This is a genomic window from Chitinophaga pollutisoli (genome assembly GCF_038396755.1).
GTDB classification, from domain to species: Bacteria; Bacteroidota; Bacteroidia; order Chitinophagales; family Chitinophagaceae; genus Chitinophaga; species Chitinophaga pollutisoli.
This window is the reverse complement of sequence record NZ_CP149822.1, coordinates 4598066-4623270: the sequence shown is the minus strand read 5'-3', so window position 1 is coordinate 4623270 and position 25205 is coordinate 4598066. Positions and strand designations below refer to the sequence as shown.

At 53.3% G+C, this 25205-nt stretch carries 19 protein-coding genes; 2 read left to right on the top strand and 17 right to left on the bottom strand.

Features of this window, described 5'->3' with window-relative positions:
• Positions 1-26: 26 nt before the first annotated feature.
• From WJU16_RS19645 to WJU16_RS19610, 8 genes are all read right to left on the bottom strand, one after another.
• Complete coding sequence (locus WJU16_RS19645; protein ID WP_341835117.1) at positions 27-941, bottom strand: hypothetical protein; 915 nt, start codon at positions 939-941, stop codon at positions 27-29.
• A gap of 59 nt (positions 942-1000) precedes the next feature.
• Positions 1001-1852, bottom strand: a complete 852-nt coding sequence (locus WJU16_RS19640) for an anti-sigma factor (RefSeq protein ID WP_341835116.1) — start codon at positions 1850-1852, stop codon at positions 1001-1003.
• 15 nt (positions 1853-1867) lie between these two features.
• Entirely contained in the window at positions 1868-2419 is a 552-nt protein-coding gene (locus WJU16_RS19635) for a sigma-70 family RNA polymerase sigma factor (RefSeq protein ID WP_341835115.1), read from the bottom strand.
• Between the two features lie 112 nt (positions 2420-2531).
• Entirely contained in the window at positions 2532-3110 is a 579-nt protein-coding gene (gene def / locus WJU16_RS19630; RefSeq protein WP_341835114.1) for a peptide deformylase, read from the bottom strand.
• Between the two features lie 52 nt (positions 3111-3162).
• Entirely contained in the window at positions 3163-3576 is a 414-nt protein-coding gene (ruvX, locus tag WJU16_RS19625) for a Holliday junction resolvase RuvX (protein WP_341835113.1), read from the bottom strand.
• A gap of 3 nt (positions 3577-3579) precedes the next feature.
• Entirely contained in the window at positions 3580-4323 is a 744-nt protein-coding gene (locus tag WJU16_RS19620) for a UbiA-like polyprenyltransferase (protein WP_341835112.1), read from the bottom strand.
• Positions 4324-4325: 2 nt separating this feature from the next.
• Positions 4326-4451, bottom strand: coding sequence for a hypothetical protein (locus WJU16_RS19615; protein ID WP_341835111.1), 126 nt, complete (start codon positions 4449-4451; stop codon positions 4326-4328).
• Positions 4452-4453: 2 nt separating this feature from the next.
• The gene (locus tag WJU16_RS19610; RefSeq protein WP_341835110.1) at positions 4454-4987 is read right to left on the bottom strand and encodes an RNA methyltransferase; all 534 of its coding nucleotides are present in this window, start codon (positions 4985-4987) and stop codon (positions 4454-4456) included.
• Between the two features lie 86 nt (positions 4988-5073).
• Here WJU16_RS19610 and mutS point away from each other — a divergent pair, with 86 nt between their 5' ends.
• On the top strand, positions 5074-7671 hold the full coding sequence (gene mutS, locus WJU16_RS19605; protein WP_341835109.1) for a DNA mismatch repair protein MutS: 2598 nt from the start codon (positions 5074-5076) through the stop codon (positions 7669-7671).
• Between the two features lie 78 nt (positions 7672-7749).
• Here the strand turns inward: mutS and WJU16_RS19600 are convergent, their stop codons facing one another.
• From WJU16_RS19600 to WJU16_RS19565, 8 genes are all read right to left on the bottom strand, one after another.
• Positions 7750-9450, bottom strand: coding sequence for a SusD/RagB family nutrient-binding outer membrane lipoprotein (locus WJU16_RS19600; protein WP_341835108.1), 1701 nt, complete (start codon positions 9448-9450; stop codon positions 7750-7752).
• A 21-nt stretch (positions 9451-9471) separates the two neighbouring features.
• Complete coding sequence (locus tag WJU16_RS19595) at positions 9472-10650, bottom strand: TonB-dependent receptor domain-containing protein (protein WP_341835107.1); 1179 nt, start codon at positions 10648-10650, stop codon at positions 9472-9474.
• Positions 10605-12746: a SusC/RagA family TonB-linked outer membrane protein gene (locus WJU16_RS19590; RefSeq protein WP_341835106.1), complete on the bottom strand. Its 2142-nt coding sequence runs from the start codon at positions 12744-12746 to the stop codon at positions 10605-10607. Before WJU16_RS19590 ends, WJU16_RS19595 begins: the two co-directional genes overlap by 46 nt.
• A gap of 654 nt (positions 12747-13400) precedes the next feature.
• Positions 13401-14705, bottom strand: coding sequence for a cytochrome c (locus tag WJU16_RS19585; RefSeq protein WP_341835105.1), 1305 nt, complete (start codon positions 14703-14705; stop codon positions 13401-13403).
• A gap of 10 nt (positions 14706-14715) precedes the next feature.
• A complete protein-coding gene (locus WJU16_RS19580; RefSeq protein ID WP_341835104.1) occupies positions 14716-15279 on the bottom strand; it encodes a redoxin domain-containing protein in 564 nt (187 codons plus the stop codon).
• Between the two features lie 68 nt (positions 15280-15347).
• Positions 15348-17039 carry a SusD/RagB family nutrient-binding outer membrane lipoprotein gene (locus WJU16_RS19575; RefSeq protein ID WP_341835103.1) on the bottom strand — a complete coding sequence of 564 codons (1692 nt, stop codon included), beginning with the start codon at positions 17037-17039 and terminating at the stop codon, positions 15348-15350.
• 34 nt (positions 17040-17073) lie between these two features.
• Positions 17074-20442: a SusC/RagA family TonB-linked outer membrane protein gene (locus tag WJU16_RS19570; protein WP_341835102.1), complete on the bottom strand. Its 3369-nt coding sequence runs from the start codon at positions 20440-20442 to the stop codon at positions 17074-17076.
• An 800-nt stretch (positions 20443-21242) separates the two neighbouring features.
• Positions 21243-22280 carry a LacI family DNA-binding transcriptional regulator gene (locus WJU16_RS19565; protein ID WP_341835101.1) on the bottom strand — a complete coding sequence of 346 codons (1038 nt, stop codon included), beginning with the start codon at positions 22278-22280 and terminating at the stop codon, positions 21243-21245.
• A 210-nt stretch (positions 22281-22490) separates the two neighbouring features.
• On the opposite strand from WJU16_RS19565, the gene WJU16_RS19560 reads away from it, so the two are divergent.
• A complete protein-coding gene (locus tag WJU16_RS19560) occupies positions 22491-23369 on the top strand; it encodes an AraC family transcriptional regulator (RefSeq protein WP_341835100.1) in 879 nt (292 codons plus the stop codon).
• Positions 23370-23541: 172 nt separating this feature from the next.
• Here the strand turns inward: WJU16_RS19560 and WJU16_RS19555 are convergent, their stop codons facing one another.
• On the bottom strand, positions 23542-25182 hold the full coding sequence (locus tag WJU16_RS19555) for a SusD/RagB family nutrient-binding outer membrane lipoprotein (RefSeq protein WP_341835099.1): 1641 nt from the start codon (positions 25180-25182) through the stop codon (positions 23542-23544).
• Between the last annotated feature and the right edge of the window lie 23 nt (positions 25183-25205).

Genomic DNA, 25205 nt, shown 5'->3' with positions numbered 1-25205 from the left:
CGGGGCTTTTCGATGTATAAAGCGCGTTAGTTTTTGAAGTCGGAAAAGCGGGCGGTGAACACGGCCGTTTCGCGTTTTTTGAAGGGCACGTTCCAGGTGCCGTCGTACGTGATGAGGGCGGGCAGGAGGAGGTCGCCGAGCTTGGTCATCTGCACGTTCATCTTCACGTTGAAGTCGAAAATGAGGGTTTTGTACGACAGCGAATACCGGCGGCCCACAATTTCCATGGTTTCCTTATTGAACCAGGTGATCAGCTCGTCGTACACGATTTCGGCACGGTCGATGGCGTTGAGGTTTTTCTTCATGACGGCGCCGAAAACATAACAATCTACGCCCGCGAACGTGCCGGAAGTGACGCTGAAATCGTAGTATTTCATCAGGTTCCGGTCGAACACGGCAACTTTGCTGCCGACAACGGGAACACCGGAAATAGGTTTGCCGGGGTTGAAGATGAGTTGTTTGAGTTGCGAGCGGTGACGGGCGAGGCTGCCTTTGGCGGGGCCGCTATCGTCTCCGCATACGGTGCCTTTCGTGAAAAAGAGATTGGCGTATAGTTCTGCGGTGTAGTAATTGTAATCTTTTTTGCGGTCGTAGAAGTTGCCGGTCGTTTTTTCTTCGAGGACGGTCATGCTGCGGCAGCCGTTCTGCATATGTTGCCGGGTGCGCGACAGCAGGGATGCGATGGTTTTGCCGCCTTTTTTATCGGTGATGCGGATGTCGTTGTCTGCGGTGAATCCTACGATGCGAAGGTTTTTGAATGCGCGGTAGAAAGTGGTGTCTTCTTCCACGCGGCGGATGAAACCGTTTACGTCGAACCCTATGCGTTTGGCTTTCACCACATGTTCGTCGAGGTTGACGGTCATGCCTTTATATCGTGCGGTATCCTGTGCGGAGGCGGATATGGCCGGGATGGCGAGTAAGATCAGGAGAAATTTTCGCATTGCTCAAAAGTAAGTATTTCCGTGCAGGCGCGTGCAAGAATCGGGCCTGAGGGTGCGGATCAACCGGCTACTTTGCCGGCGAGGTACATGGCGGAGAGGGTGGGTGTGGGCGATCCGCCTTTCTTTTCGAGGGTGACGGCGAACATTTGCGCGCCGGGAACAGCTTTCATTTTCTGGAAGCCGGCGGTGGCGGTGCTCATGTCGAATACGCCTGCGTCTACGGGTTTGCCGTTGACGATGCTCCACAGCTGGTATTGCTGGTCGGCGGCGGGTTCAGGGAGGTTGTGAATGGTGAGGAGGACTTCCTGGGATTTGGGATTCCAGTACACGGTACCGAGCAGGCCGGGCCTGGCGGTGGTTACGGTGTACATATTCACCGTTTTCATGTTGCGGATGGTGGTGAGCATGGATTCACTTTCCTGCATCCGGGTCTGGAAGACTTTTTGTTCAGCCAGCATGGTTTCCTTTTCGCTGACGAGGGCCTCATACTTCACTTTCCACTCACTATCGGCCTGGCCTTGCTGGTAGATGTAGTAACCCAGTCCGATGACACCTGCGAGTGCGGCCACGGCCATTACTCTCCAGGCGGGATGAACGAGGGTGAGGGGCTTGCGCTCCCGGGGGACTTCCGCTTCATAGGCCGGTACGGCGCCTGCGGCGGTAACATCGGCCATTTCGGCGGACTGGTCGTTGTTGACCAGTAAAAACAGTTTGTCTTTTATACTGGCCGGAGGCGGCTGGCTTTGCATCTGGATATAACGTTCCATATCGAGCTGAGCCGCGTCTACCGCGGTTTTCAGCTCCGGCGACTGCTCCATGGCGCTGTGCAGTTCCCGAACTTCAAGTTCGGTCGCAAGCCCGGCAATGTAGCTTTCGATAATCCCGGATGATATGTAACGTTGAACGTCCACTTTGCTATTTACTGATTACATCTGTTTTAAAACATTACGCAACTGGATAATGGCGTTGCGCATTCTGGTTTTGACCGTTCCCAAAGGAATATCCAGCAATCTGGCGATTTCTTCCTGGGTGCACCCCTTATAGTAGGCAAGATCAATAATCGTCCGCTGTTCTTTACTCAGCTTTTCCAACACCTTGGTGAGGCCAAGATGATCCACGGAGGGATGAACCGTTAGCTGACTTGTTTGTAGATATACGTCGTTGCTAAGTTCATGGATTTTTTGATCGAGCTTGTGGGCTTTGGAACGGAGTGTGTCTATGGCAGTATTGCGGGCGATATTGAGCATCCATGTGAAAAGACGCCCTTTCTCTGTGTCATATTTTTCTATCCCCCGCCAGATTTTTAAAAACACTTCCTGCAACACATCACTGGCAGTATTTTCATCATTGAGCACTTTCAACACTACGCCGTAAAGCGCAGGTGAATAGTGATCGTACAGGTATCCGAATATCTGCTGGTCCCGCGCGCGGAGGCCCTGCACCAGTTCGATTTCGGTATATGTATTAGAAGTTCCCAAGTGTTGGATTCGGAAATAGTGGCTCGAAAATAATAAAAAATATTACAATATCAATTAAATCGGCATAAATATTTTATTTAATGCCCGGTTTTACCGCCGCTACCGGAAAATATCATTTCGGGAAAATCATCTTATAATCCACCCGGATCTTGCCTTTCGAAATATCGTCGAGGCGGCTTTTGATGAGGCGCTTTTTCAGCGGCTTGAGGTAATCGATAAACAGCTTGCCTTCGATATGATCGTATTCGTGGAAGATTACGCGGGCGGTAACGCCATGAAACGTTTGCTCCTGCGGCTGGAAGTTTTCATCAACATACCGCAGCGTTACTTTCTCCGGCCGGTACACATCTTCCCGCACTTTCGGAATGCTGAGGCAGCCTTCGTTATACGCCCAATCGTCGCCATCGGTATCAACGATATGCGCGTTGATGAACACCTGCTTAATGCCTTCATCGCCGGGAAATTCGTTCTTCTCCCCTTCTTCCAGATTGTCGATAATCTGCCGGCTGTCTACCACAAACAGGCGGATAGGCCTGTTGATCTGCGGCGCAGCGAGCCCTACCCCGTTGGAGGCATACATGGTTTCCCACATGTTATCGATCAGCTGTTTCAGGTTCGGGTAATCAGGCGTGATGTCCGGACAAACCTCCCGGAGCACTGCGGCTCCATAGGCTACGATTGGTAATATCATTGTTAAATGTAATCTGTTGGAAAATGCAAATTTACGAAATTCCTGCCAGCCGTCAGCCGTTGTACTGCAGGTACTCCTGCAAAAGGATGGTGGCGCTGATTTCGTCGACCAGCCCTTTCTGCTGGCGGTCCTTCTTCTTCATCCCGCTGTCGAGCATACTCTGGAAGGCCATTTTCGAGGTAAAACGCTCATCCACCTGCTTCACCGGCATATCGGGAAAGTGTTTGGCGAGGATGCGGATGCACTCTTGCACCAGGGCCGTTGCGTCAGTTGCCGAGCCGTCGAGGTTGCGGGGCATGCCGATGAGGACAAGCTCCACCGCTTCCGCCGCGAAATATTTCTTCAAATATGGGATCAGTTCGTGCGAGGGAACGGTTCCCAGCCCGCTGGCGATCATCTTTAAAGGATCTGTTACCGCCAGCCCCGTGCGCTTCTTGCCATAATCAATGGCCATTATTCTCGGCATTCGTCAGGATTTGAAAATGAACATGTCTGCAATGGCGAATACGGCATACACCACGCTGGCGATGCCATTGGTGGTCATGAACGCGATGTTTACGCGGGAGAGGTCGTTGGGCTTCACCAGGCGGTGTTGCGCGATCAGCATGCCGATAAATAAGGCCGCCCCGATCCAGTACACCCAGTGGAAACCACCCATGAGCCCTATCGCCACGGCCAGTCCCGCCGCCACGATGTGCAACACCTCCGAAAAACGGAGGGCCCCCACCTTGCCCAGCCTGGCCGGAATGCTATGCAGTTGCTGCGAACGGTCGAAATCTTCGTCCTGCAGACTATATATAATATCAAAACCGCTCACCCAGCACAGCACCATCACGCTCAGGAGCACCGGCAGCAGGCTGAAATAACCCGTCACCGCGAGAAAAGCCCCGATCGGCGCGAGCGACAGCCCCACTCCCAGCACCAGGTGGCACAAGGCGGTGAAACGTTTCGTATAACTATATCCCAGCACCACGATGATGGCCACGGGCGAAAGGAAAAAGCAAAGCGGGTTGATGAACCAGGTGGTCCCCATAAACAAAACCACGTTGCCGATCACGAAGTACAGTGCATTGCTGGCGCTGATGATTCCCGCCGGGATCTCGCGCTTCGCCGTACGCGGGTTGCGCCGGTCGATCTCCGCATCCAGCCAGCGGTTGAACGCCATGGCGGCGCTCCGGGCAAACACCATGCAGAGCACCACGAGCAGGAACAACTTCAGACTGAAGGGCTCCCCGCCCAGGTAACCGCCAAAAAGAAACCGGTCAACGCGAACGGCATGGCGAAAATGGTGTGGCTGAATTTAACGAGCGACAGGTAATTCCGGATAGTGTCTGATGCCATGTCTATTTTGCTTTGGTCAGTTTACAGAAAAGGTCCCAGATCACGATCCCCGTGCTCACGGAGATATTGAGGGAATGTTTCATCCCCAGCTGGGGTATTTCGATGCACCCGTCGGCCAGTTGCATCACGGTCGGGTCCACCCCGGATACTTCGTTGCCGAAAACCAGCGCCAGCGGGCGATCTCCTGGCACAAAATCGTTGAGCATCACACTGGTAGCGGCCTGCTCGATGGCGACAATGGCGAAACCCTCGGCACGGAGCGCTTCCACAGCCTCCACGGTGGTCGGAAAATATTGCCATTCCACCGTATCAGTAGCGCCCAGGGCGGTTTTCTGGATATCGCGGTGCGGGGGTACCGGCGTATAACCGCACAGCACGATCCCCTGGAGCAGGAAAGCATCCGCCGTGCGGAACACAGACCCCACATTATGCATGCTGCGGACGTTGTCGAGCACCACCACCAGCGGCGTCTTATCCGCCGCCTTGAATTCCGCCACCGATTTCCGGCCCAGTTCATCCATTTGTAACTTCCGCATGGCGCAAAGATACCACAAGGGGATATATTGCCCTCATTTTTTCCACCGCCCATCCGCCTTAGCCCTTAGCGCCCTATATTTGCCGCATGGCTAAAAGCAAAACGGAAGAAACGCCCCTGATGCAGCAACACAAGGCCATCAAAGCCCGGTACCCGGATGCCGTGCTGCTGTTCAGGGTAGGAGATTTTTATGAAACGTTCAATGAGGATGCGGTCATCGCGTCCAAAGTCCTCGGTATCGTACTCACGAAAAGAGCCAACGGCTCCGCTTCGTTTGTGGACCTTGCCGGTTTCCCGCACCACTCGCTGGACACCTACCTCCACAAACTGGTTAAAGCCGGCCACCGTGTGGCCGTGTGCGACCAGCTGGAAGACCCCAAAATGGTAAAAGGCATCGTGAAACGCGGAGTTACCGAAATGGTTACGCCCGGCGTGGCCGTCAACGATAAAATCCTCGAAAACAGCCAGAACAACTTCCTCGCCGCCGTACATTTCGGGGGAGACGTGACCGGCGTGGCCTTCCTGGACATCTCCACCGGCGAGTTCTACATTGCGCAAGGCAGCCTCGAATATATCGACAAACTGCTGCAATCATTCCGCCCCGCCGAAGTCATTTTCGCACGGCAGCAGCAAAAGCATTTCCGGCAAACGTTCGGGTCGAGGTTTTATACCTATAATCTCGACGAATGGATTTTTACCGGCACCTACGCCCGCGAAATCCTGCTCAAACATTTCGAAACACATAACCTGAAAGGGTTCGGGGTGGAAGAGATGAATGAAGCGATCATCGCCGCAGGCGCCACCATGCATTATCTCAAGGACACGGAACATCCCAACCTGCAACATATCACCAGCCTGCAACGCATCGATCAGGACGATTTCCTGTGGATGGACCGGTTCACCATCCGCAACCTGGAGCTGCTGCAAAGCACCGTGGAGCAGGGCAAGTCGCTCATCGGCACCCTCGACCACACGCTCACCCCCATGGGCGCGCGGCTCCTGAAGCGCTGGATCGTGTTCCCGCTCCGCGATATCCAAAAAATCAATGAGCGGCTCGACGCCGTGGAAACCCTCATCCGCGAAACCGAACTGACGCATAAACTGCAACAGCACCTCCGCAATGTGGGCGACCTGGAAAGGCTGGTGTCCAAAATCCCGCTCCGCAAAATCAATCCCCGCGAAGTGATGCAGCTGGCCAGGGCGCTGAAAGAAGTGGAAGATGTGGCCGCCCTGCTGAGCGACATCCAGGACCCGCTGCTGCGCCAGCTCCAGGAGCAGCTCGATCCCTGCAGGCCTATCCTGGACAAGATCCTGGTTGAAATATCCGACAATCCGCCCGTGCTCGCCAACAAAGGCGGCGTGATCAGGGAAGGGGTCGACAAAACACTGGACGACCTCCGCGCGATTGCTTCCAGCGGCAAGGAATACCTGCTCCGCATCCAGCAGCAGGAATCGGAAGCCACGGGCATACCTTCGCTGAAAGTGGCGTTCAATAACGTGTTTGGCTACTATCTCGAAGTGACCAACACGCACAAAAACAAGGTACCCGACACCTGGATCCGCAAGCAGACGCTCGCCAACGCCGAGCGCTACATCACGCCGGAACTGAAGGAATACGAAGAGAAAATCGTAGGCGCCGAAGATAAAATCATGGCGCTGGAGATTCAGTTATACGATGCGTTGATCCTGGCTTTGCAGGAGTACATCCTGCCGGTGCAGCGCAATGCGCAGGCCCTCGCCCGCCTCGACTGCCTGTTATGCTACGCCTATAACGCCGTGCAATACAAATATCGCCGGCCGGTGGTGAACGACAACTATCATATCAACATCACCGAAGGCCGTCACCCTGTGATCGAACAGGGGTTGCCTCCCGGGGAAAGTTACGTCCACAACGATATCCTGCTGGATCACGAGCAGCAGCAGGTGATTATCCTCACGGGGCCCAACATGTCGGGTAAATCGGCGCTGTTGCGGCAAACGGCGCTCATCACGCTCATGGCGCATATGGGCAGCTTTGTGCCGGCCACGGCGGCGGAGATTGGGCTTACCGACAAGATTTTCACCCGTGTGGGCGCCAGCGACAACCTCAGCGGCGGCGAATCGACGTTCATGGTAGAGATGAACGAAACTGCGAGCATCATCAACAACATCTCCCCGCGCAGCCTCATTATCCTCGACGAAATCGGCCGGGGCACCAGCACGTATGATGGCATCTCCATCGCATGGAGCATCGTGGAGTACCTGCACGATATGACGGAGCACCGTCCCAAAACCCTTTTCGCCACGCACTATCACGAACTGAACGAGCTGGAGAACACGCATTCCCGCGTGAAGAACTTCCACATCACCAACAAGGAAGTGGGCAACAAGATCATTTTCCTCCGGAAACTGGCGCCTGGCGGCAGCCGTCATAGCTTCGGTATCCACGTGGCAAAGATCGCGGGGATGCCGCCGCAGCTCATCAAGCGCGCCAACGAAATCCTTTCCCAGCTGGAAAGCCAGCACATCGAAGCGCCCATGGAACAGATCGCCGCGCCGGTGCAGAAGATGCAGCTCAGCATTTTCGACACGCACAGCGATACGTTCAAGGCCATCCGTGAAAAGCTCAACGACATGGACATCAACCGCCTCACGCCCGTGCAGGCATTGATGAAACTAAGCGAGATCAAGGATATGATTCAATAATCTTTTTATCCGACAAGCATAAAAAACCTCCGGTCAAACGACCGGAGGTTTTTCGTTATTGATCACGCTTAACTGTGGTTATTTTTTATCCCACCAAACGCGGCCTGTGATCTCTTCCGGCGCGGAACCATACTCGCCGCCGGACATCATCTCTGATACGGCTGCGCTCCAGTTCGGGCGGTTGAGTTGCTGCGGAACCGGGAGGGCCCAGCGGCGCGGGGTTTCGCGGACAACACCATTCGTCACGAAAGCTTCGCGGTTCAGGATGCCGCCTACTTTGGGATAACCCAGGCGCTTCCAGGAAGCCCAGGCTTCCCACGGCTGCTTAAAGTGGTTCAGGTATTGCTGGATGCCGATCTTCTCGAGCAGCACGTCGGTAGTACCGGTAAACGCTACATTCGGGTTGGCGAGGTATGCGTCGATATCCGCTTCGGGGATCGCCGCGAAGTCAACGATGGCCGCATCCTTACCCATTTGCTCGTAGGAACGGACAGACGCTTTCACGCCTTTCACGTACCATTCCTGCGCATCCTCGGTCGACAGACCGCGAACGGCCAGCTCGGAGATCAGGAAGCACATTTCCGCATAAGAGGCGAAAGGCTGGGTGTAGCGTGCCTCTGCTCCGCCGTCGGCCGCGAGGTCGAACAGGCGGTTCTGGTAAGTGGAGAGGGTATCGTAGTTCACCGTCACGGTATTGCCGTTTTCTGTAATCTGGAAGCTCTTCACACCAAACAGCCGGCTGTTTTCCACCGCTTTCGCCGCATCGGGAGAAGCAGGCATACCCACGTATTGACGGGGATTCCAGGTAGCGGAAGCAGGGAATGCGCCGCCTGCTTTCAGCCGGTTGAAAGCGGTCTGGTCAAAGGCATTTTTCTTGAAGAACAGCTCCAGGCGCGGGTCGTTGTTGGCATACAGGTAGTCGATGACCGCCTTGCCGCCCCGGTTGGCGAAGCCTTGCGCTGCCCAGTTGCCGCCGCGGGCGAAGTTATTGGTACCGGAAATGAATTTCCATTCCTCCGTGATACCGGTGAAGAGGCCGGCCGGGCTGGCGAGCACTTCCGCCACGATGGCGCGGGTCTTCTCCTGGTCGCGCTTGATGAGGCGCATGGCGATTTTGAGGCGCAGTACATTGGCTGCTTTCGCCCATTTCGCCGCGTCGCCGCCGTAGAATACGTCGGAGGTTCCAAAAGTGACTTGTCCGGCCGCAGGTGTCGTCAGCGCGGTAATGGCGCCTTTCAGCTGCGCATCGAACTGCGTGTACAGATCGGCCTGGGTGTCGTATTTCGGTGTGAAGTTCTCTTCGGTGCGGGCTTTCAGCGCTTCGGAATAAGGGATGCTGCCGTTCACGTCGGTCGCGCGCCAGGCACCCCATACTTTGTGTACAGTCGCGATTGCGGCGATATGCGCGTAGCGGGCCCTTTCCTCACCGCCCATGGCTGCCACCTGGCGCTCGATATCTGCCAGGTTGCGGCCGAAGTCGGTGTAAAACGCGCTGTACCAGCCGTTCACATTGCTCACAAGATTGAATATGGACTCAGGGTTACCGTTCGGGTAAGCGACGGTAAACTGCATCCAGGGCATGATGTAAGAATAGTTGTCGTAAAACCACTCGAAGTCGCGGTCTACCATCGTTTTCTGCGACTGGGTAATCAGTTGCTCCGGTTTCATGTTCTGAACGATTTCCGGATTGGTGTTCAGCTCGGAAAAGTCGCGGGTACAAGCGGTGGCAAAAGTTGCCAGTGCCAGCGCGCCCACTCCGAATTTATACATTGCATTCATGATAATCTTTCTTTTTTGATGTTAGAAACCAACTTGAACGGTGAGGGCCATGTTGCGCACGAAGGGCGTACCGCCGTATTCGGAGAATGCGGAGGTCGCGTTGTTACGGATACCTTCGGGATGGATGCCGTCGGGCAGGTTGTTGAAGAGGTAACCGAGGTTACGGCCCACCAGCATCAGGCGCAGCTTGTTCAGTTTCAGTCTTTCGGTGATGGAAGAAGGCATGTTGTAGCCAATAGAAACTTCGCGCAGCGCCACATAAGTTGCATCAAATACGGAAGCCTCGCGAATGCCGATACCCCAATCGCCGATCATGCCATAATAGTTCAAAGGGCTCATGGCGGACACATAACCTTTATCGTATGCCTCCGGGTATGTCATGCCGCTGAGGTCAACCTCATTGCCATTCACTACGCGCTTGGTACCGCTTTCAAACACGCCATCGGGAATCATCCCATCATTACGCTGACGGACGCTGCCATCGGGCGCGAGATCCGTCCATGCCAGACCGCCGCTTGCGGCATCACGGCCGGGCAGGGTGCTGGCGAGCGTACCGCGACCGGTACCATACTGGTGCGAAGCGGAGAAGATATCGCCGCCGATGCGCGCCTGGATCAGGAATCCGAGGCTCCAGTTCTTATACGTAAAGCTATTGCTGAAACCGAGGTTCAGGTCAGGGGTAATGTTACCCACGCTGGCATAACCGCGTTTGAAGGAAGTACCGTTGGTGTTGATGATGGGCAATCCGGATTTGGGATCGCGCACATAACCGTAATCGGTCACCAGTTCACCGTAAGCTTTGCCTACTTCAGCGATAGCGTGCACGCCCTGGTCTTCGTTCATCTGGTAAGTACGGATGGAAGGGTCCAGGTCGATGATCTTGTTGATGTTGCGGCTGCCGTTCAGGTTAACGTCCCAGGTGAAGTCCTTACCGTCGACAGGGCGGCCGTTGATCGCGAACTCGATACCCCTGTTGCGGAGGTGGCCGGCGTTGATGATCTTACGCGCTACACCGGATTCGGAGGGCACGTCGAGCTGGAGGATCTGTTTCTTGATATCTGCCTGGTACACGGCCACGTCAAAACCCAGACGGTTGTTCAGGAAGCGGACGTCTGCACCGAACTCGAAGTTACCTGCCATGGAAGGCTGCAGCTTCATGTTGGGCAGCAATTCGGGCTGGTAGATGCCGTTAAGCGGCATGTTGGCCTGTCCGGCGCCGTTCCAGATGCCACTGGTGATGTAACCGGTGTTGTTCTGCCAGGCGGCGAGGTCCCCCCTACGTATGCATAACTGGCGCGGAGTTTACCGTACGTCATCCAGGAAGGCATGCTTTGCTTGAAGGTTTCGGTGAATTCCCAGGCCGCGCTCACAGAAGGATAGAGGTAGGAATTGGTGCCGGAACCATCAGGGTAGGTCAGGGCGCTGGACCAGTCATTACGCGCGGTCACATCGAGGAACCAGGCGTTTTTGTACGCCAGGCTGGCCGCTGCGAAAACGGAATTGATGCGTTTTGTGGGCAACGGGTAGTATTCGGAATTGAGGGTGCCCACACTGTTTTTCATGGAATAAAGCGCCGGTGTGCGGAGGCCGCCCACGGTATTCATGTTCCATCTGTGGCCGATCTGCGAGTTCCACATTTCAGTACCCACGTTTACGTTGAGGTCCCAGTCTTTATTCTGGATTTTAGGATTGAACATCGCGATACCGGTGAGGGTATACTGCGTTCTGTTCTGTCCGGCGGTGGCGAACATACCACGGTCGCCGCCGAAGTTGGCTGCCCAGCCGAGCTGACGGCGGTCGTCGGCCATTTGCTCATTGCTGAAGTTACCGCGGAGCACAAATTTCATCCAATCGGTAGCGGTCACGTTGAAGTTCAGGTTACCCATGAACAGGCTTTCTTTCCGTTTCCAGCGGTCTTCGTTCAGGGCATACCAGTAATCAATACCCGGATACTCGGTCAGTGCGTCCATGAGGTTGCGGCCTGCGAGGGTAGGTACATTGTACCGGGAGCTCCAGTAGTTCACATCATAGTTACGCGGGAAGACGTAAATAAATTTGCGGCCAATGTTCTCGGTGGTGTAATCACCGCCCTGGCGGCTTGGATTCAGCGTATTGGACGCCGTGTAGGAAACGCCCCCATCTACGCTGAGGTATTTTGATACCACGGCGGAAGATTTGAGGGAGAATACGTCGCGCTTGAAGCTGTTGTTCGGCTGCACGCTGTTGTTGTCGAGGTGGGAGTAAGAGAAACGGAAATTGGCTTTCTCGTTTCCGCCTTCAACGGCCACGTTGGTGTTGGAATACTTACCGGTTTGATACGTGTTGATCCAGTTGTCGGGCTGGGCGTTGAAGGGAGCGAATTCGCCGTTAGGCAATTTTACGTTCTGGCCGAGCATTTCTGGGCCGAAGCTGTAACCGCCTATCCAGTCGATGGCCTGTACGCCGCCTGCTTCCTGGCGGAAGAAGGGGTTTTGGCCGGCGCCGTATTTGTTTTGCAGCGCGATGGGAGTTTTGAATACGCTTTCGATCTGGTACGTCTGGTTTACTTCCACACCGATGCCTTTACGGGTCGTGCCTTTCTTGGTGGTGATGAGCACGGCGCCGTTGATGGCGCGGGAGCCGTAGAGAGCTGTAGCGGCAGCGCCTTTCAGTACGGTAACGGATTCGAAATCATCCGGGTTGAAGTTCTTCAGTGCGTTACCGAAGTTCACGGCATTGTCGGATGTTTCGTTTTCAAAGATGGTACCGTCGACTACGAAGATCGGCTGGTCGTTCCCGGTGAGGGATTTCGCACCGCGGAGCACGATGCGGTTGGCGGCCTGGGGGCCGCCGGCGGCGCCGGAGATGTCCACACCGGCTACTTTACCCTGGAGGGCTGCAACCGGGTTAATGGAGTTGGTTTTCGCGATTTCGGCGCCTTTGAGCTCAGTTACGGCGTAACCGAGTTTACGCTGTTCGCGCTTGAAGCCCATGGCGGTTACCACTACTTCGTTGAGGGACCGCTGGTCATCTTTCAGCACGATATTGAAAGACGCGGCGGATGCGGGGACTTCCTGTTGGGAGTATCCCATGAATGTGAATACCAGCGTGGCAGAGGGATCGACGCTGATTTTGAAGGTTCCGTCGCCCATGGTTACGGTACCGTTGGAGGTACCTTTTTCCAGGATGGTGACACCTGGGAGCGGTGTACCGGCGGCATCTTTTACGGAGCCGGATACTGCTTTCTTGTGCTGCGCCCAGGCTTGTGGGGCGATGCAGCATAACAGCAACGTGGCAAGCAGAAGAATTCTTCGCATAGCTTCCTTAGATTTTAATTTGTGATACGTGAATGAGAAAACATGAAAAAATAATAGACATACATATCCCTTATCGGCAAGAGCGACGCGATGCGGTAGTTATAACGTGTATGCGCACACGACATTGCGTTCATTCATGGCAATACAATTCCATTATCGGCAAGAGTGAAGCGATGCGGGAGTCATAACGTGTATGCGCACACGACATTGCGTTCATTCATGGCAATACAATTCCATACGGCGTGGAGGCCGTTCTACATACGGATTACTGCGGCTGATAATAAATGGGAGGGTGATGGCTTCCTGGAAATTTGGTTAGTCAGCTTTTTATACCCTGTTCACTGTTAATAAATCGTTTAAGCATTTGGTTCCGTAAAAACCTGTGCTGTATCCCCTTCTCCCCTTCGTGTAGTCCTTTCGGTTTCATTTACTGATAAAACGTTTTAGCTAACATCAATAAAAAAACCTGTGGCACCGGGAGCACTGATCATTTTCACGCACAAGTTTGCATTCGATTAAACGAACGGATGCAACTTAATTAAAGTTGCCGTACATCCAAAAGAAAAATTAACTTTTTTTGATAATCGGTTAACAAGACGTTCACGATCGTAAAAATAATACCATCGTGCATTAAAATAGTATATGTTCAAACATCTAATCGAGGATTAACTGCTCATCACCGGGTTGATAAGGTAAAAACACCATGATCAGGGTCATCATTTCCTGCGTCGTTTTCATATCGCCGTCGGCAAATATCATCCGGGGCGGGTTAAATGGATTATTCGGATTCTTGCTGGTATTATCATACGTGCCTTCTACCGTGAGCACCGAGCCCCTGGGCACTTTCACCAGTTGCTTGTACCGGTAAATCTCCTGCCACTTGAAATCCCATTCAGGAATATCCACCAGGCGCACTGTATCGCCCTGCGGCGTTACCGCCCAGGCCCTGAATCGCTTGCCCAACAGGTGCATGTGCGGCCAGATGTACAGCAGGCTCTGATCTGCCGGCGTCGCCACCTTCACCGTAAAAGTCTTAACCGTATCGGCCTGGATCATGAAAAAAGGATCGATGTCGCGCTCCCCTATCCCGCCGCTCCCGATACTGATCAGCTTCACTTTCCGTTCGATGGGCTTTTTCGTGAAAAACAGGTTTACCCCGGTGATGCTTTCCTCATCCTTACCTGTCGGCGCAAAATGTACTGTCAGCAAAATCACCCCGCGCTTCGGCATTACCCAGCCCATCCCGGCCGGATAGGACTCTACCGTTGTACCGGGTATCCATCCGCCGTAATACGTCATGCTTTTTTTATAAGGAAGATACTGGTCGAATTGCCGGCGGTCGCTTCCCGAAAGATCGACATACGGCGCCGTACCGTGGATATCAACGTCTTCCTCCACCGGATGAAATCCGAAATTGGCGTGGTGCACGACCTTTTTGTTATTGGAAACGAACTCCATCGCTTCCACATTCATGGAATCGGCGAGTTCGAAAGGAATTTTGAATACAATAAACCGCTCTTCATTGTCGCCTTTCACGAGGAATGGCTTTTCGGTTTTGAGCGTGAGGTCGGGCTTACGGTGATAAAGTGTGCCATTTACAAAATCCGGCACTTTCACCGAACCCTTCCCTTTCGGCGCTTTGGCCGCGGCCCAGCGCCCGATCAGGGAAATTTCTTCAGGGGTTAATTTTCTTTCATGCGCAAAACTGCGGTAAGCGCCATCCGGTTTCCAGGGCGGCATATACCCGCTTTCCACCACTTCCCGCACAAAAGATGCGCGGCGCGACACATCCTCATAAGTGATGAGGGGGAACGGCGCGGCTTCGCCTGGCCGGTGGCAAGGCGTGCAGTTACGGTGGATGATGGGGGCGATGTCCTGGTTGAAAGTTACTTCCTGCGCGGCGGAGGGCCGTGCGAATGCAAGGAACAGGAAAACGACGCTGGCGCAGCTTCTAAACATATCGGCAATCTTAATAATCATTGATGAGGCACCCGATCGGCTCGGTGCGGCTGTTTGTTACGGCCAGTCCTGCCCTGTTGCGGAGGATCGCGTTTTCGAGGTAGCGTTCCGTCACAACGCGCCGCTTCTTCCCCAAACCGGCCATCCGGTCGTCGATCAGCCCCCTGTATACGAGGGCGCCCCGTTGAGAGAAGAAAAAGGCTTCCGGCGTAGCGATCCCTTTCAACGCTTTGGCGGCGGCAAGCTCATCGTCGAGCAGCAAAGGAAAAGAAATCCCGTATTGACGGGCATATTCCTGCACCATCGCGGGGGTATACGCTTTCCCGGGAACAATTCCGTACATCTTCACATCCGGCAACTGCTGTTGCAGCTCGCGGAGCGCTGGGGCGTAATTTTTACAAAGCGGGCAATCCGGCGCCAGCAACACCACTACCGTCCCCCCGTTCCCCGGCTGCATACGCTGCAACGCTCCCTGTGCGTCGCGGAGGCGCAGCGCGGGCAGGCGCAGCGTATCGGCGGCACAGACAGACGTGCCCAACAGCAGTGCGAAAAAGAGGATAGAAACGGATTTCATGTTCTCTCAATTTAAGAAAAAGAAAAACCCCGGCTGCCAGGAGCCGGAGTTTTTCCGCAAATTCTCCACTATTTTTTATCCCACCATACGCGACCGTAGATGTCGGTCGGGCCCTGACCGAAGTCAGCGTCCTTCGCCATGTCATCAAAGGCGGCTTTTGCATTGGTGTAGTTACGGTCTGTAGATACAGGAATGTTGAAGATCGCCCTGCGGGGCATGATCTGCTCGACACCGTCTGCCATCACACGTTCCCAGGGGAAGATGGTGGATGTCGGATTGGGGAATCCGGTACGTTTGTAAACGCTCCAGCCTTCGTTCGCCTGCTTGAAGAAGTTGATGTAGGATTGAACAGCGATCTGCTCCAGGCCCGTTGCTGCATTCCACTTCACTTTGGGTGCATCGTAGGCGGCATTGATTTCGGCGTCGGTAGCCTCACTGTATTCCACAATAGCTGCGTCTTTCGCCATCTGGCTGTAGTAAGCCATAGACGCTTTCACGCCTTTCTCATACCAACCTTCCGCTTCTCCGGGTGCGCCAACGATACTGCGGGCGGCCAGCTCTGCGCGATAGAAGCACAGTTCAGCATAAGTCAGCAGCGGGAAGGTTACCCTGCCGGTTCCGCCGTTTGAGTACGGGCAGAAAAGGCGGTATTGCACACGGCTCAGCGTATCCAGCACCAGATCCGCGCCGTTCTTGCGGATCGTGCGGGTGGTGTAATATTTCGCATTAACCGGGTTGGCGGCGGCATCAGGAGATGCGAAACTGCCCACGTACTGGCGGGGATTGAACACGGCCGTTGGTGGCAGTTTTTCCTGTGCTTTGGCCAGGTCAAAGTTTTCCTGGGTGTAGGAATTCTTCTGGAAGAACATCCGCAACCTCGGGTCGTTTGTAGTGTAGAGGAAATCCAGCAACGATTTCGGCGCGCGGAAGATTGCCGCGGTCGGGTCCCAGTTGTTTTGCGAACCGGTGTGTTCGCCGGTGGTAACAAAATCGAGGTTGTCGGCATTTCCTGCAAAGTTGTCTGCTGCATTCGCCAGCGCTTCGGTAGCGATGGTTTTTGCTTTAGTGGCATCGCGCTTCAACAGGCGCATCGCGATCCGGACGCGGAGGGCGTTCGCTGCTTTCACCCAATTGGCGGCTTCCCCTTTGTAGAACATGTCGGCATTACCATAAGAGGCCTGCCCAGAAGCAGACTTCAGTGTAGCGATAGCCGATTTCAGTTCCGCCTCGAAGGTATTGTACAGATTCTGCTGATTATCGTAAACAGGCGTCATGGTACCACCGTAACGTGCCTGGAAAGCCTGCGTATAAGGCATGCTGCCATTGATGTCGGTCGTATAAACGGCGTAGTATACTTTCAGGATCGTAGCGATCGCATTCTGATGCTGATACTTGTCCTTCTCACCAGCGGGCATGGCTTCGATGATTTTCTGCACATCAGTGAGCACATTTCCCACGCGGCCGTAGAAATAGCCGCGGCGCTGGTTGAAGTTGCCCACTTCGGCCATAAACGTTTTACCGTTCCCATTCTGGGAAGTATGATACTGCATCCAGGGCATCATGATGCGGTAGTAATCGTAATAATACTCGAAATCCGCTTCGAATGTAGCCACTACGGCATTAGCGAATTGCTCTTCAGGTTTCAGGTTGTAGATGGTGCCGGGATTGGTATTGTACGAGATGAACCCTTCCTTCTTACACGCCGTAGCGCCTACAGTTCCTGCAACCACCGCAGCCATCCATATTTTATTCAGTTTCATGTGATTCGTTTTTGAGTTGATAACATTAATCCTATCAGAACGCAACGTCCAGTTTAGCACCGAAGCTTCTTACGTAAGGCAGGCCGCCGTATTCAGCGAATGTGCCGTTACGGTTGCTAAGGAAACCGCCTTCAGGGAAGATGTCATCTTTGGTAGTCTTGTACAGGTAAGTCAGGTTGCGGCCCGTTACGCTCAGGCGCAGGTTCTGCACCTTCATTTTGGCCGCCAGGCTCTGCGGCAGGTTGTAACCAACAGAAACTTCGCGGAGCGATACCCAGCTGTTTTCGAATGTGGAGTATTCGCGGATACCGGTAGACCACTGCGTGAGGCGCGCATAATAAATACGTGCGCTCACCGGTTCTACTACACCCAGTTTCATCGCTTCGGCATAAGTCATACCGCTTACATCCACGTCAGCACCCTGCGGGTTAGCCAACGGCTTGAAGGTAGTACCATCCGGGAAAACGCCATCGGGAATAATACCATCATCAAACGTACCGGTTACAGCGCCGGTCGCGGGATCGTATGTTTTACGGGTTACACCGCCGAAAGCAGCGCTGCGGCCGGGCAAGGTGCTCAACAAAGAACCATTGGTGGAACCGTACTGGTGTGTTGCGGAAGCCATCATGCCGCCGATCTTACCGTCGATCTGGAAGCCGAGCATCCAGTTCTTATAGCGCAGGGTGTGCGTTGTACCAAACAGGTATTTTTCCATCATGGAACCCAGTTCTTTGTCGGGCTGACCTACTTCGGAACGACGGGCATAGCTGCCATTGCGTCTCAGCAGTTTCTTACCATTGCTGGCATGCGCTTTATTGGAACCGTCGGGATTCTTCGCCTGGTATTCGGCATAAGAATAACCGGTGATGATGGTACCGTAGTCTTTACCCGGACGGGCAACGGAATACATGTCTGCACCAAACGCCATCTCAAGCGGGAAGCTCGCTACACCGTCAGCAAGTTCGAGAATTTTGTTGCGGTTGCGGGTATAGTTGATGGTAGCGTTCCATTCGAAATCTTTCGTGCGGAAAGGCGCCAGCGTCAACATTACCTCGATACCCTGGTTCTGGATGTTACCGGCGTTGATAAACTCGGAGCTTACACCAGATTCAGGAGGCGCAGGCAATGGAAGCAGCTGGTCAATCGTATTTTTCTTGTACCAGGTGAAATCGAGCCCGATGCGGTTGTTGAGGAACCTTACATCCGTACCAAATTCCCATTCCTTCGTAGTCATCGGTTTGATTTTCAGGCTACCCAGTGTGCTGCCTTCAAAACCGTAACGGCCGAACGCGCCTTCAGGCCAGTTGTAGTTGCCGAGAAAGCGATAGTAACCCACGCTGGTTTGCCAGGGGTCAACACCCTGACCAGTATGGGCATAGCTGGCGCGAAGCTTACCATAGGAGAGCCATTTCATGGCATCCAATCCTTTCAGCGACTCCGTGAAGATGTAGCTCAGGCCAACGCCGGGATAGAAGTATATATAATCACCTTGGCCTGTTTTGGGATACACCAGTGTGGAGTTCCAGTCGTTACGGGCGCTGAAGTTCAAGGTCAGCATATTCTTATAGGTCAGGTCGCCATAGAGGTACAACGCATCGATGCGTTTACTGCTGCTGAATCGACCGGGGTTTTCGATCCCAGCATCCGCCCCCACAGCATTGATGGAGTTGCCCAGGAAAAAGAGGCCCGGTGTTTTCAGACCACCATTGGTATACGCACGGGAGAACCTGGCAGGCTCGAAGCGCTGGGTTTCACCCCCTGCGGAAACGGACAGTTCCAGGTCTTCGTTCAATTGCTTATCTGCAGTCAGCAACGCCTGGAAACGGGTGTTTCGGCGGGCCACCTGGTAAACGTCATATTTGCCGTCGCCTCCGGTGAATCCGATGCCGCGGCCCCAGTTTTTGGTTTCGCGTTCGGTGTTGGCGTCGTTAATGTTGGCGCGAAGCAACAGGTTCAGCCAGGGCGTGATGTTAGCGGTAACGTCCAGGTTAGCGAGCAGGGTTTTCTCCAGCTGGCGCATGTCGGTATACTCGCGGTCGAACCAAAGGTAGTTCAGCGCGTAGGGATCATTCCGGTTAACACCGCCAGCACTGTCCAGGTAGTTGTTCATCCAGTACTTGGTGTCGTAGTTACGGGGATTGAAATATACCAGGGCAAACACGGGGTTGTTGCCGCTACCTTGCGCCAACGGGTTTTTACTGTTGGTTACGGTATACTGTACGTTCGCGTCCAGGTTGATGAAATTAGACACCTTCTGCGTGGCGCGCACGGCGAAGTTGTTACGTTTCAGCCAGGTACCGGGCGTAATGTAAGTGTTGTACAGGTTATTGTAAGAAACCCGGTAAGTGTTACGGTCGCTTCCGCCTTCAACGGCTACGTTGGTATTTACGAACTTACCGGTCGAGAATGCATCGAGCAGGTTGTTGGGTTTGGCGGTCCAGTCAATCATCCGGCCGTCGATATCTTTCACTTTCTGTCCGTTGAACCGAGGGCCGAAGCTCCAGAAATAGTTGGCGGCATCTACCTGGTCTACTCCGTCTGCATCTTTGCCGAATGTAGGATTGATACCCGCGCCGAATTCGTTTTGCGTAGCGACCGTTTTATATGCTTTATCGAAACTTTCGGTGTGGCTGACTCTCACGCCGAGGCCTTTCTGTGCGCGGCCTTTCTTGGTGGTGATAAGCAGTACGCCGTTCTGCGCCTGGGAACCGTAGAGCGCGCTAGCTGCCGACCCTTTCAGGACGGTCACGCTTTCATAATCTTCAGGGTTCAGGTTCTTGTACTGGTTACCGAAATCCTGTGAGTTGCCCCAGCTGTCGCCGCCGGTAACACCCGGCTCCAGGATCACACCGTCAATTACAACGAGCGGCTGGGAGTTGGCACTTAGCGTGGCGTTACCACGGATACGGATAGTTGATGAAGACATCGGGCCGGCGTTCCCCATGTTCACGAATACACCGGAAACCTTACCGGATAAAGCGTTCAACAGGTTGGAGTTGTTGGCGCGCACCAGGTCCTCTCCTTTTACTTCTGCAATGGAATAAGAGATTTTGCGGGTAGATTTCTTCTGGCCGAAACCTGTTACCACCACTTCGCTGAGCGCCTGGTTATCTTCTTCCAGGGATACCGTAACGGCGGTGCGGTTGGCAACGCTCACCTCCTTTTTGATATACCCCACAAACGAGAACACCAACGTGGCATTGGGGTCCACTTTAATGGTGAAGTTCCCGTTCATGTCGGTTACTCCTCCGTTTTTCGTTCCTTTTTCACTGACGGTCACGCCAGGGAGGTTACCGCCCTTCGCGTCGTTTACCGTGCCAGTGACAGTCTTCTTGGCCTGCGCATAAACTTGTTGGCACGCAACAGCCAATAAAACTGCAATCAGTAGCAGCGATCTTTTCATTGTTCATTTTTTTGGTTAGTGTGAAGTTGCTGTATAAGGTAGTACACGCCCTGCAGGGGCATTCTGAAGAATTCCTGTCATTTGTTCACTGTTGGAAATACATCGTGCCTGCATCCTTTTCACGGGACACACCTGCAAAGGCAATGTCTGATTCTGGTTGTTACTTCATTGATTTTGTCTACGGAAATTTTTTTCTGCGAATTGATTTTGTTGATTTCGTTCTTTGAATGATTCACTATTACAAGTTCACTGTAAGGCATGATGACAAATCATACCGGCATATTACCGTATACAATTGCAAAGCCCATCTCTGATTCTGGTCGTTACTTAATATTTTAATTATCTACGGAAAAATCGACAGCAATAGATGCTTCTGCTGTGATCCTGGATGATTATTGTTGTTTGTTCACTGGTATAAAGTTCACTGGTATATTACTCACTGTCAATATAAACTGTTCACTTCCTAATCATATAGTCAATCGGTCTTATTATTCTGGTTGCTCTCACAAAGTCATAACGCGCAAAACAAAAATGGATGGGGTAAAATTCTTGCCGTTCATAGCGGCTATTCCGCTTCAAATATACACTTTTCTGCCATTCTTCACTAAAACGTTTTAGCGATAAGCGGATAAAAAAGAACCTTTTCCGGGCTCTTCGAACATTCTATCTGATAACTTACGTCCCAAACTTAGAATAAATTTCCAAAATAACCAACTATGTCCCTCCTCTTTTTATGAACTGCCGGAACAGGATAAGAAAATTCCATTCCGGCAGCGCTATCGTGTAGCATTTACACTTACTTATGCCACTGTAGTTTTGGAACGTTTGCGGCAGCTTTCCCGCTTCACAAGCGTGGCCGGCAGCACCACCTGGTTGATCTGGTGCTGATGCTGGTTCAGCTCATTCATTAATACCTGCACGAGGTTCTGCGCGATTTCATGGATCGGCTGCGACACACAGGTGATGCCAGGCGTATGCAGGCGGAAAAGATCGTGATCATCGAAACTGATGAGTGCCACATCCTCCCCTATCTTCCAACCCAGATCTTTGATCGATTCGATCCCGAACACGCCGAGATAGTTGGTCGCGAAAAAGATGGCGTCGAGGCCGGGAATGCTTTTCATGAAGTCCATGATCTGGCTCACCGCTTCGTCTTTACTGATGGAAAAAGGAATTTTCTTCACCATTTTCCGGGGGAAGGCGGCGCCATGTGCCTTCATCGCCGCCGTAAAACCATTCATGCGCTCCTTCATCTGGATCTGCTCTGATGTAGTAGTCACATACGCGATCTTGCGGTAGCCGAGGCCAAGAAGATACTCCGCCGCGTCGTAAGCACCCTGGAAATTGTTCACCATCACGTAATTGGTGGGAATCTGGGGAAGATAACGATCCATCAGCACCATGGGCTTCCGGCTGTTCTTCAGTATCTCGATCTCTTTGTCGAGGTTCGGCGTGGGCGTGATGATATACCCGTCTACCTGCCGGTATTCGAGCACTTCCAGGAGCCCGCGGGCCTTGGTGAGGTTGTCTTCCGTGCTGCCGTACAAAACCTTGTACCCGAACTTGTCCGCTTCTTCCTCCACTATTTTAGCAACGTTGGCGAAGAAGTGGTTGGCGATATCTTCCACGATAAGCCCGATGGTCTTGGTTTTGCCCGTCCTCAACCCTCTTGCGAGCTGGTTGGGCTTATATTTCAGTTTAGCAGCCAGTTTAAGGATTTTCTTACTCACCTGCTCGCTGATCCTCTTCTCCCGGCCTTTGCCGTTCAGCACGAACGACACGGTAGTTGGCGATACGCCTGCCTGTTTGGCGATATCTTTTATGGAAATCCCCTTCATGATTTGGTTGTTGCGGATTCGCTCAAACGATTTAGCATTGACAAATTACGCAAATTCCCTGAAAACAAAAAAGTTCATACAAAAACAACAAGACTAGTATTTTTTTAACCTAAATTTCATAATTTGCCTGAATAGAAATTAAAATGGCAAAACAACCAACTTGCCAGCTTTTTCATCAGGACAATTAACAAATCATATAAGGAAGCAAATATGAAACCCATTCTCATTAAAGTGGGGGCCTTTGCCGACAATCAGATCACCATCATCGAGCGGTGCGATCCCTATTTCAACACACCCTTCCACTTCCACCCGGAATGCGAGCTGGTGTATGTAACTGAAAGCCAGGGAAAACGCATCGTGGGCGACAGCATCGAAAGCTTCGACGTGGGCGATATGGTTTTCCTCGGACCGAACATACCGCATGTGTGGTATAACGACGAGGCATATCACCGCAACGACGATTCCCTCAAAGCCCGGTCAGTCGTGATCTATTTCCCCAAAGACATTTTCGGCGACAAATTCTACGGCCTTCCGGAAACCAAGGCCCTGACCGACCTGTTCCACCGTGCCCAGCGCGGCATGAAAATCATCGGCAACACGCAGGAAAAACTGAAAGACGAGATCCTCTCCCTCCCCCGCAAAGAAGGGCTCGAACGCATCATTTCCCTGCTGGAAATCCTCAAAACGCTGTCCGAAACCAAGGATTGCTATTACCTCGCGTCCACCGGCTATTCCCATGCCTACAACGTGAAAGACAATCACAAGATCGACGAGGTGTTCAAATACGTTATGAACAACTTCTCCAAAGAGATTTCCCTGCAGGACGTTGCCAGCATCACCAACCTTTCCCCGCAGTCGTTCTGCCGCTTTTTCAAGAACCGCACGAAAAAATCATTTGTACAGTTCCTGAACGAAGTCCGCATCGGCCACGCCTGCAAAAGGCTCACCGAAGAAGACTGGTCCATCGCTGAAATCGCGTACAGCTGCGGGTTCAAGAACCTGTCCAACTTCAACCGTTTCTTCAAGGAAATCGTGGGCAAAACACCGAAAGAATACAAAAACGAGCTTCGCCTGAAAGAAGCCCTCTAGACCACATTCCATATCTTTTACTATCCTTCCCTTACCTCCCCGCACACCCGCCCCTCCGGCGCGTGCGCCTTCCTATTGCCCGCAAAACCCGCATACTAAACGTTTAAGCACATAAAAAAGCCGGCCCAAAAGGGCCGGCCGGTCATTCTTAGATGAGCTATGTCTATTTATGCTATGGCTTGTCCCACCAGAGGCGGGTGCCACCGTTGTCGGGGCCACCTAGTAAAGTTGTTGCCTGCTGTACGCCTTTCGGGTTCGTTTCATACTCCGTTTGCACGAAATTCACCCGGCGCACGAAGTCCGTCGTGGAAATCTTTCCGCCGCTGTTATTGATCATCACCGGGAACAATTTCGGATACCCCGTGCGGCGGAACTCCGCCCAGGCTTCCTGCCCGTCGGGGAATACGGCGATCCATTTCTGCGTGATGATCCTTTCCAGCTTCCGCGCATCGGAGGCCGCATCGTCCCACTTCACCGTGATGGTGCTGAGGTTCGGGTTGCCCGCCGCGATGTTGTTGGCCGCATTCTTCGGGTCGGTATAAGGCGCTGGTTTGCTCACGGCATCATCGCGGTAAGTGGCAAAACTGCCGCTGGTACCATGTTGCGTGAACGACACTTCGATCCCCTTCTCATAATTCGCCTGTGCCGTTCCGGCGCCATCCCAATTCCTCACCGCGGCTTCGGCGCGGAGGAACCATACTTCCGCAGCGGTCATCAGCTGCACGCGTTTGCTGGCAAACAGGTCGCCGTCGTTGTTGAGGCGCGAGAAATTCACGTACCGGCCCTTCTCCGGCATATCCACGCCCTGGCGGATGCCTTTGAACTGGCCTGGATAGTCTACAGACGCTTTGAAGTATTTGGTGAGCCGGGGATCATTGAGCCCCACGAGGATGGATTCCATCGGCGCGGCCATGCGCGCGTCCTGCCAGCCTTCTGAAATGCTGCTCATGGGGTGCTCCATGGGCGCGATGTCGATCGTGAGATTGTCGGTATGCACTTCCAGGAGCCCGGCTTTGTGTTTCAGCGCGGCCTCGCCTTCCAGCTTCGCCTTTTGCGGGTCCACCTTGCTGATACGGATCGCCAGGCGCAACCGCAGAGAATTGGCCAATTGCAGCCATTTTTTGTAATCACCTGCATACGGACTGAGATCGAACTTGGTAAAGGCGGGCGCGGCGCCGTCGTCCATGTATTTCGTGAGGATGGTAATGGCCTGGTCAAGGTCGGCGAAAAACGCGTAGTACGCATCTTTCTGGGAATCGTAATCCACGCTTCCGTCGGCGTTCAGCTGCCCGTATTTCGTGTAGATGATCGGCCCGTACACATCGGCGATCCTGTGCATGGTGAGCACTTTCAGGACTTTCATCCAGGCGTAGAAATGGGGGCTTTCCTTCTCCGTCAGTTCCGCCAGGTATTTACAAACGGGCATCACCGAGTTTTCGGAAGAAGAGGTGTAGGAACCATATGCGCATCCCCACAGGGCAACGTTCCAGCCGTCCTGCAGGTTGTACGTGTTGTTGTTGTTATTCAGGTTGCCGAAGGGGTTCGGCGGGGTCATGTACCCGGCAAACAGGTCGCCCATCAGGTTTTGCTGTATCTGGAAAACCCAGGTAGGGTTGGAAACGTAGATGCTGCGCTGGATTTGTTTGAAGGGTTCGCCGATATACTGGTAATCCCATTTCAGTTCTTCTTCCGAAACACCGAAAGGATTTTTATTAAGGTCCTCGAAATTCTTGGTGCATCCGGCGAAGGCCAGCGCCACCGCCATTCCTGCCACCAGCATCCCGCGGACGATTGTATGTTGAGTGCGTTTCATGTTCTTGTTTTTTTGCATGTACG

Coding starts and splice junctions, on each gene's coding strand:
- WJU16_RS19645 (WP_341835117.1), bottom strand. CDS start 941: ATGCGAAAATTTCTCCTGATCTTACTCGCCATCCCGGCCATATCCGCC.
- def (WP_341835114.1), bottom strand. CDS start 3,110: ATGATATTACCAATCGTAGCCTATGGAGCCGCAGTGCTCCGGGAGGTT.
- ruvX (WP_341835113.1), bottom strand. CDS start 3,576: ATGCCGAGAATAATGGCCATTGATTATGGCAAGAAGCGCACGGGGCTG.
- WJU16_RS19615 (WP_341835111.1), bottom strand. CDS start 4,451: ATGGCATCAGACACTATCCGGAATTACCTGTCGCTCGTTAAATTCAGC.
- WJU16_RS19610 (WP_341835110.1), bottom strand. CDS start 4,987: ATGCGGAAGTTACAAATGGATGAACTGGGCCGGAAATCGGTGGCGGAA.
- mutS (WP_341835109.1), top strand. CDS start 5,074: ATGGCTAAAAGCAAAACGGAAGAAACGCCCCTGATGCAGCAACACAAG.
- WJU16_RS19600 (WP_341835108.1), bottom strand. CDS start 9,450: ATGAATGCAATGTATAAATTCGGAGTGGGCGCGCTGGCACTGGCAACT.
- WJU16_RS19595 (WP_341835107.1), bottom strand. CDS start 10,650: ATGCCGCTTAACGGCATCTACCAGCCCGAATTGCTGCCCAACATGAAG.
- WJU16_RS19590 (WP_341835106.1), bottom strand. CDS start 12,746: ATGCGAAGAATTCTTCTGCTTGCCACGTTGCTGTTATGCTGCATCGCC.
- WJU16_RS19585 (WP_341835105.1), bottom strand. CDS start 14,705: ATGTTTAGAAGCTGCGCCAGCGTCGTTTTCCTGTTCCTTGCATTCGCA.
- WJU16_RS19580 (WP_341835104.1), bottom strand. CDS start 15,279: ATGAAATCCGTTTCTATCCTCTTTTTCGCACTGCTGTTGGGCACGTCT.
- WJU16_RS19575 (WP_341835103.1), bottom strand. CDS start 17,039: ATGAAACTGAATAAAATATGGATGGCTGCGGTGGTTGCAGGAACTGTA.
- WJU16_RS19570 (WP_341835102.1), bottom strand. CDS start 20,442: ATGAAAAGATCGCTGCTACTGATTGCAGTTTTATTGGCTGTTGCGTGC.
- WJU16_RS19565 (WP_341835101.1), bottom strand. CDS start 22,280: ATGAAGGGGATTTCCATAAAAGATATCGCCAAACAGGCAGGCGTATCG.
- WJU16_RS19560 (WP_341835100.1), top strand. CDS start 22,491: ATGAAACCCATTCTCATTAAAGTGGGGGCCTTTGCCGACAATCAGATC.
- WJU16_RS19555 (WP_341835099.1), bottom strand. CDS start 25,182: ATGAAACGCACTCAACATACAATCGTCCGCGGGATGCTGGTGGCAGGA.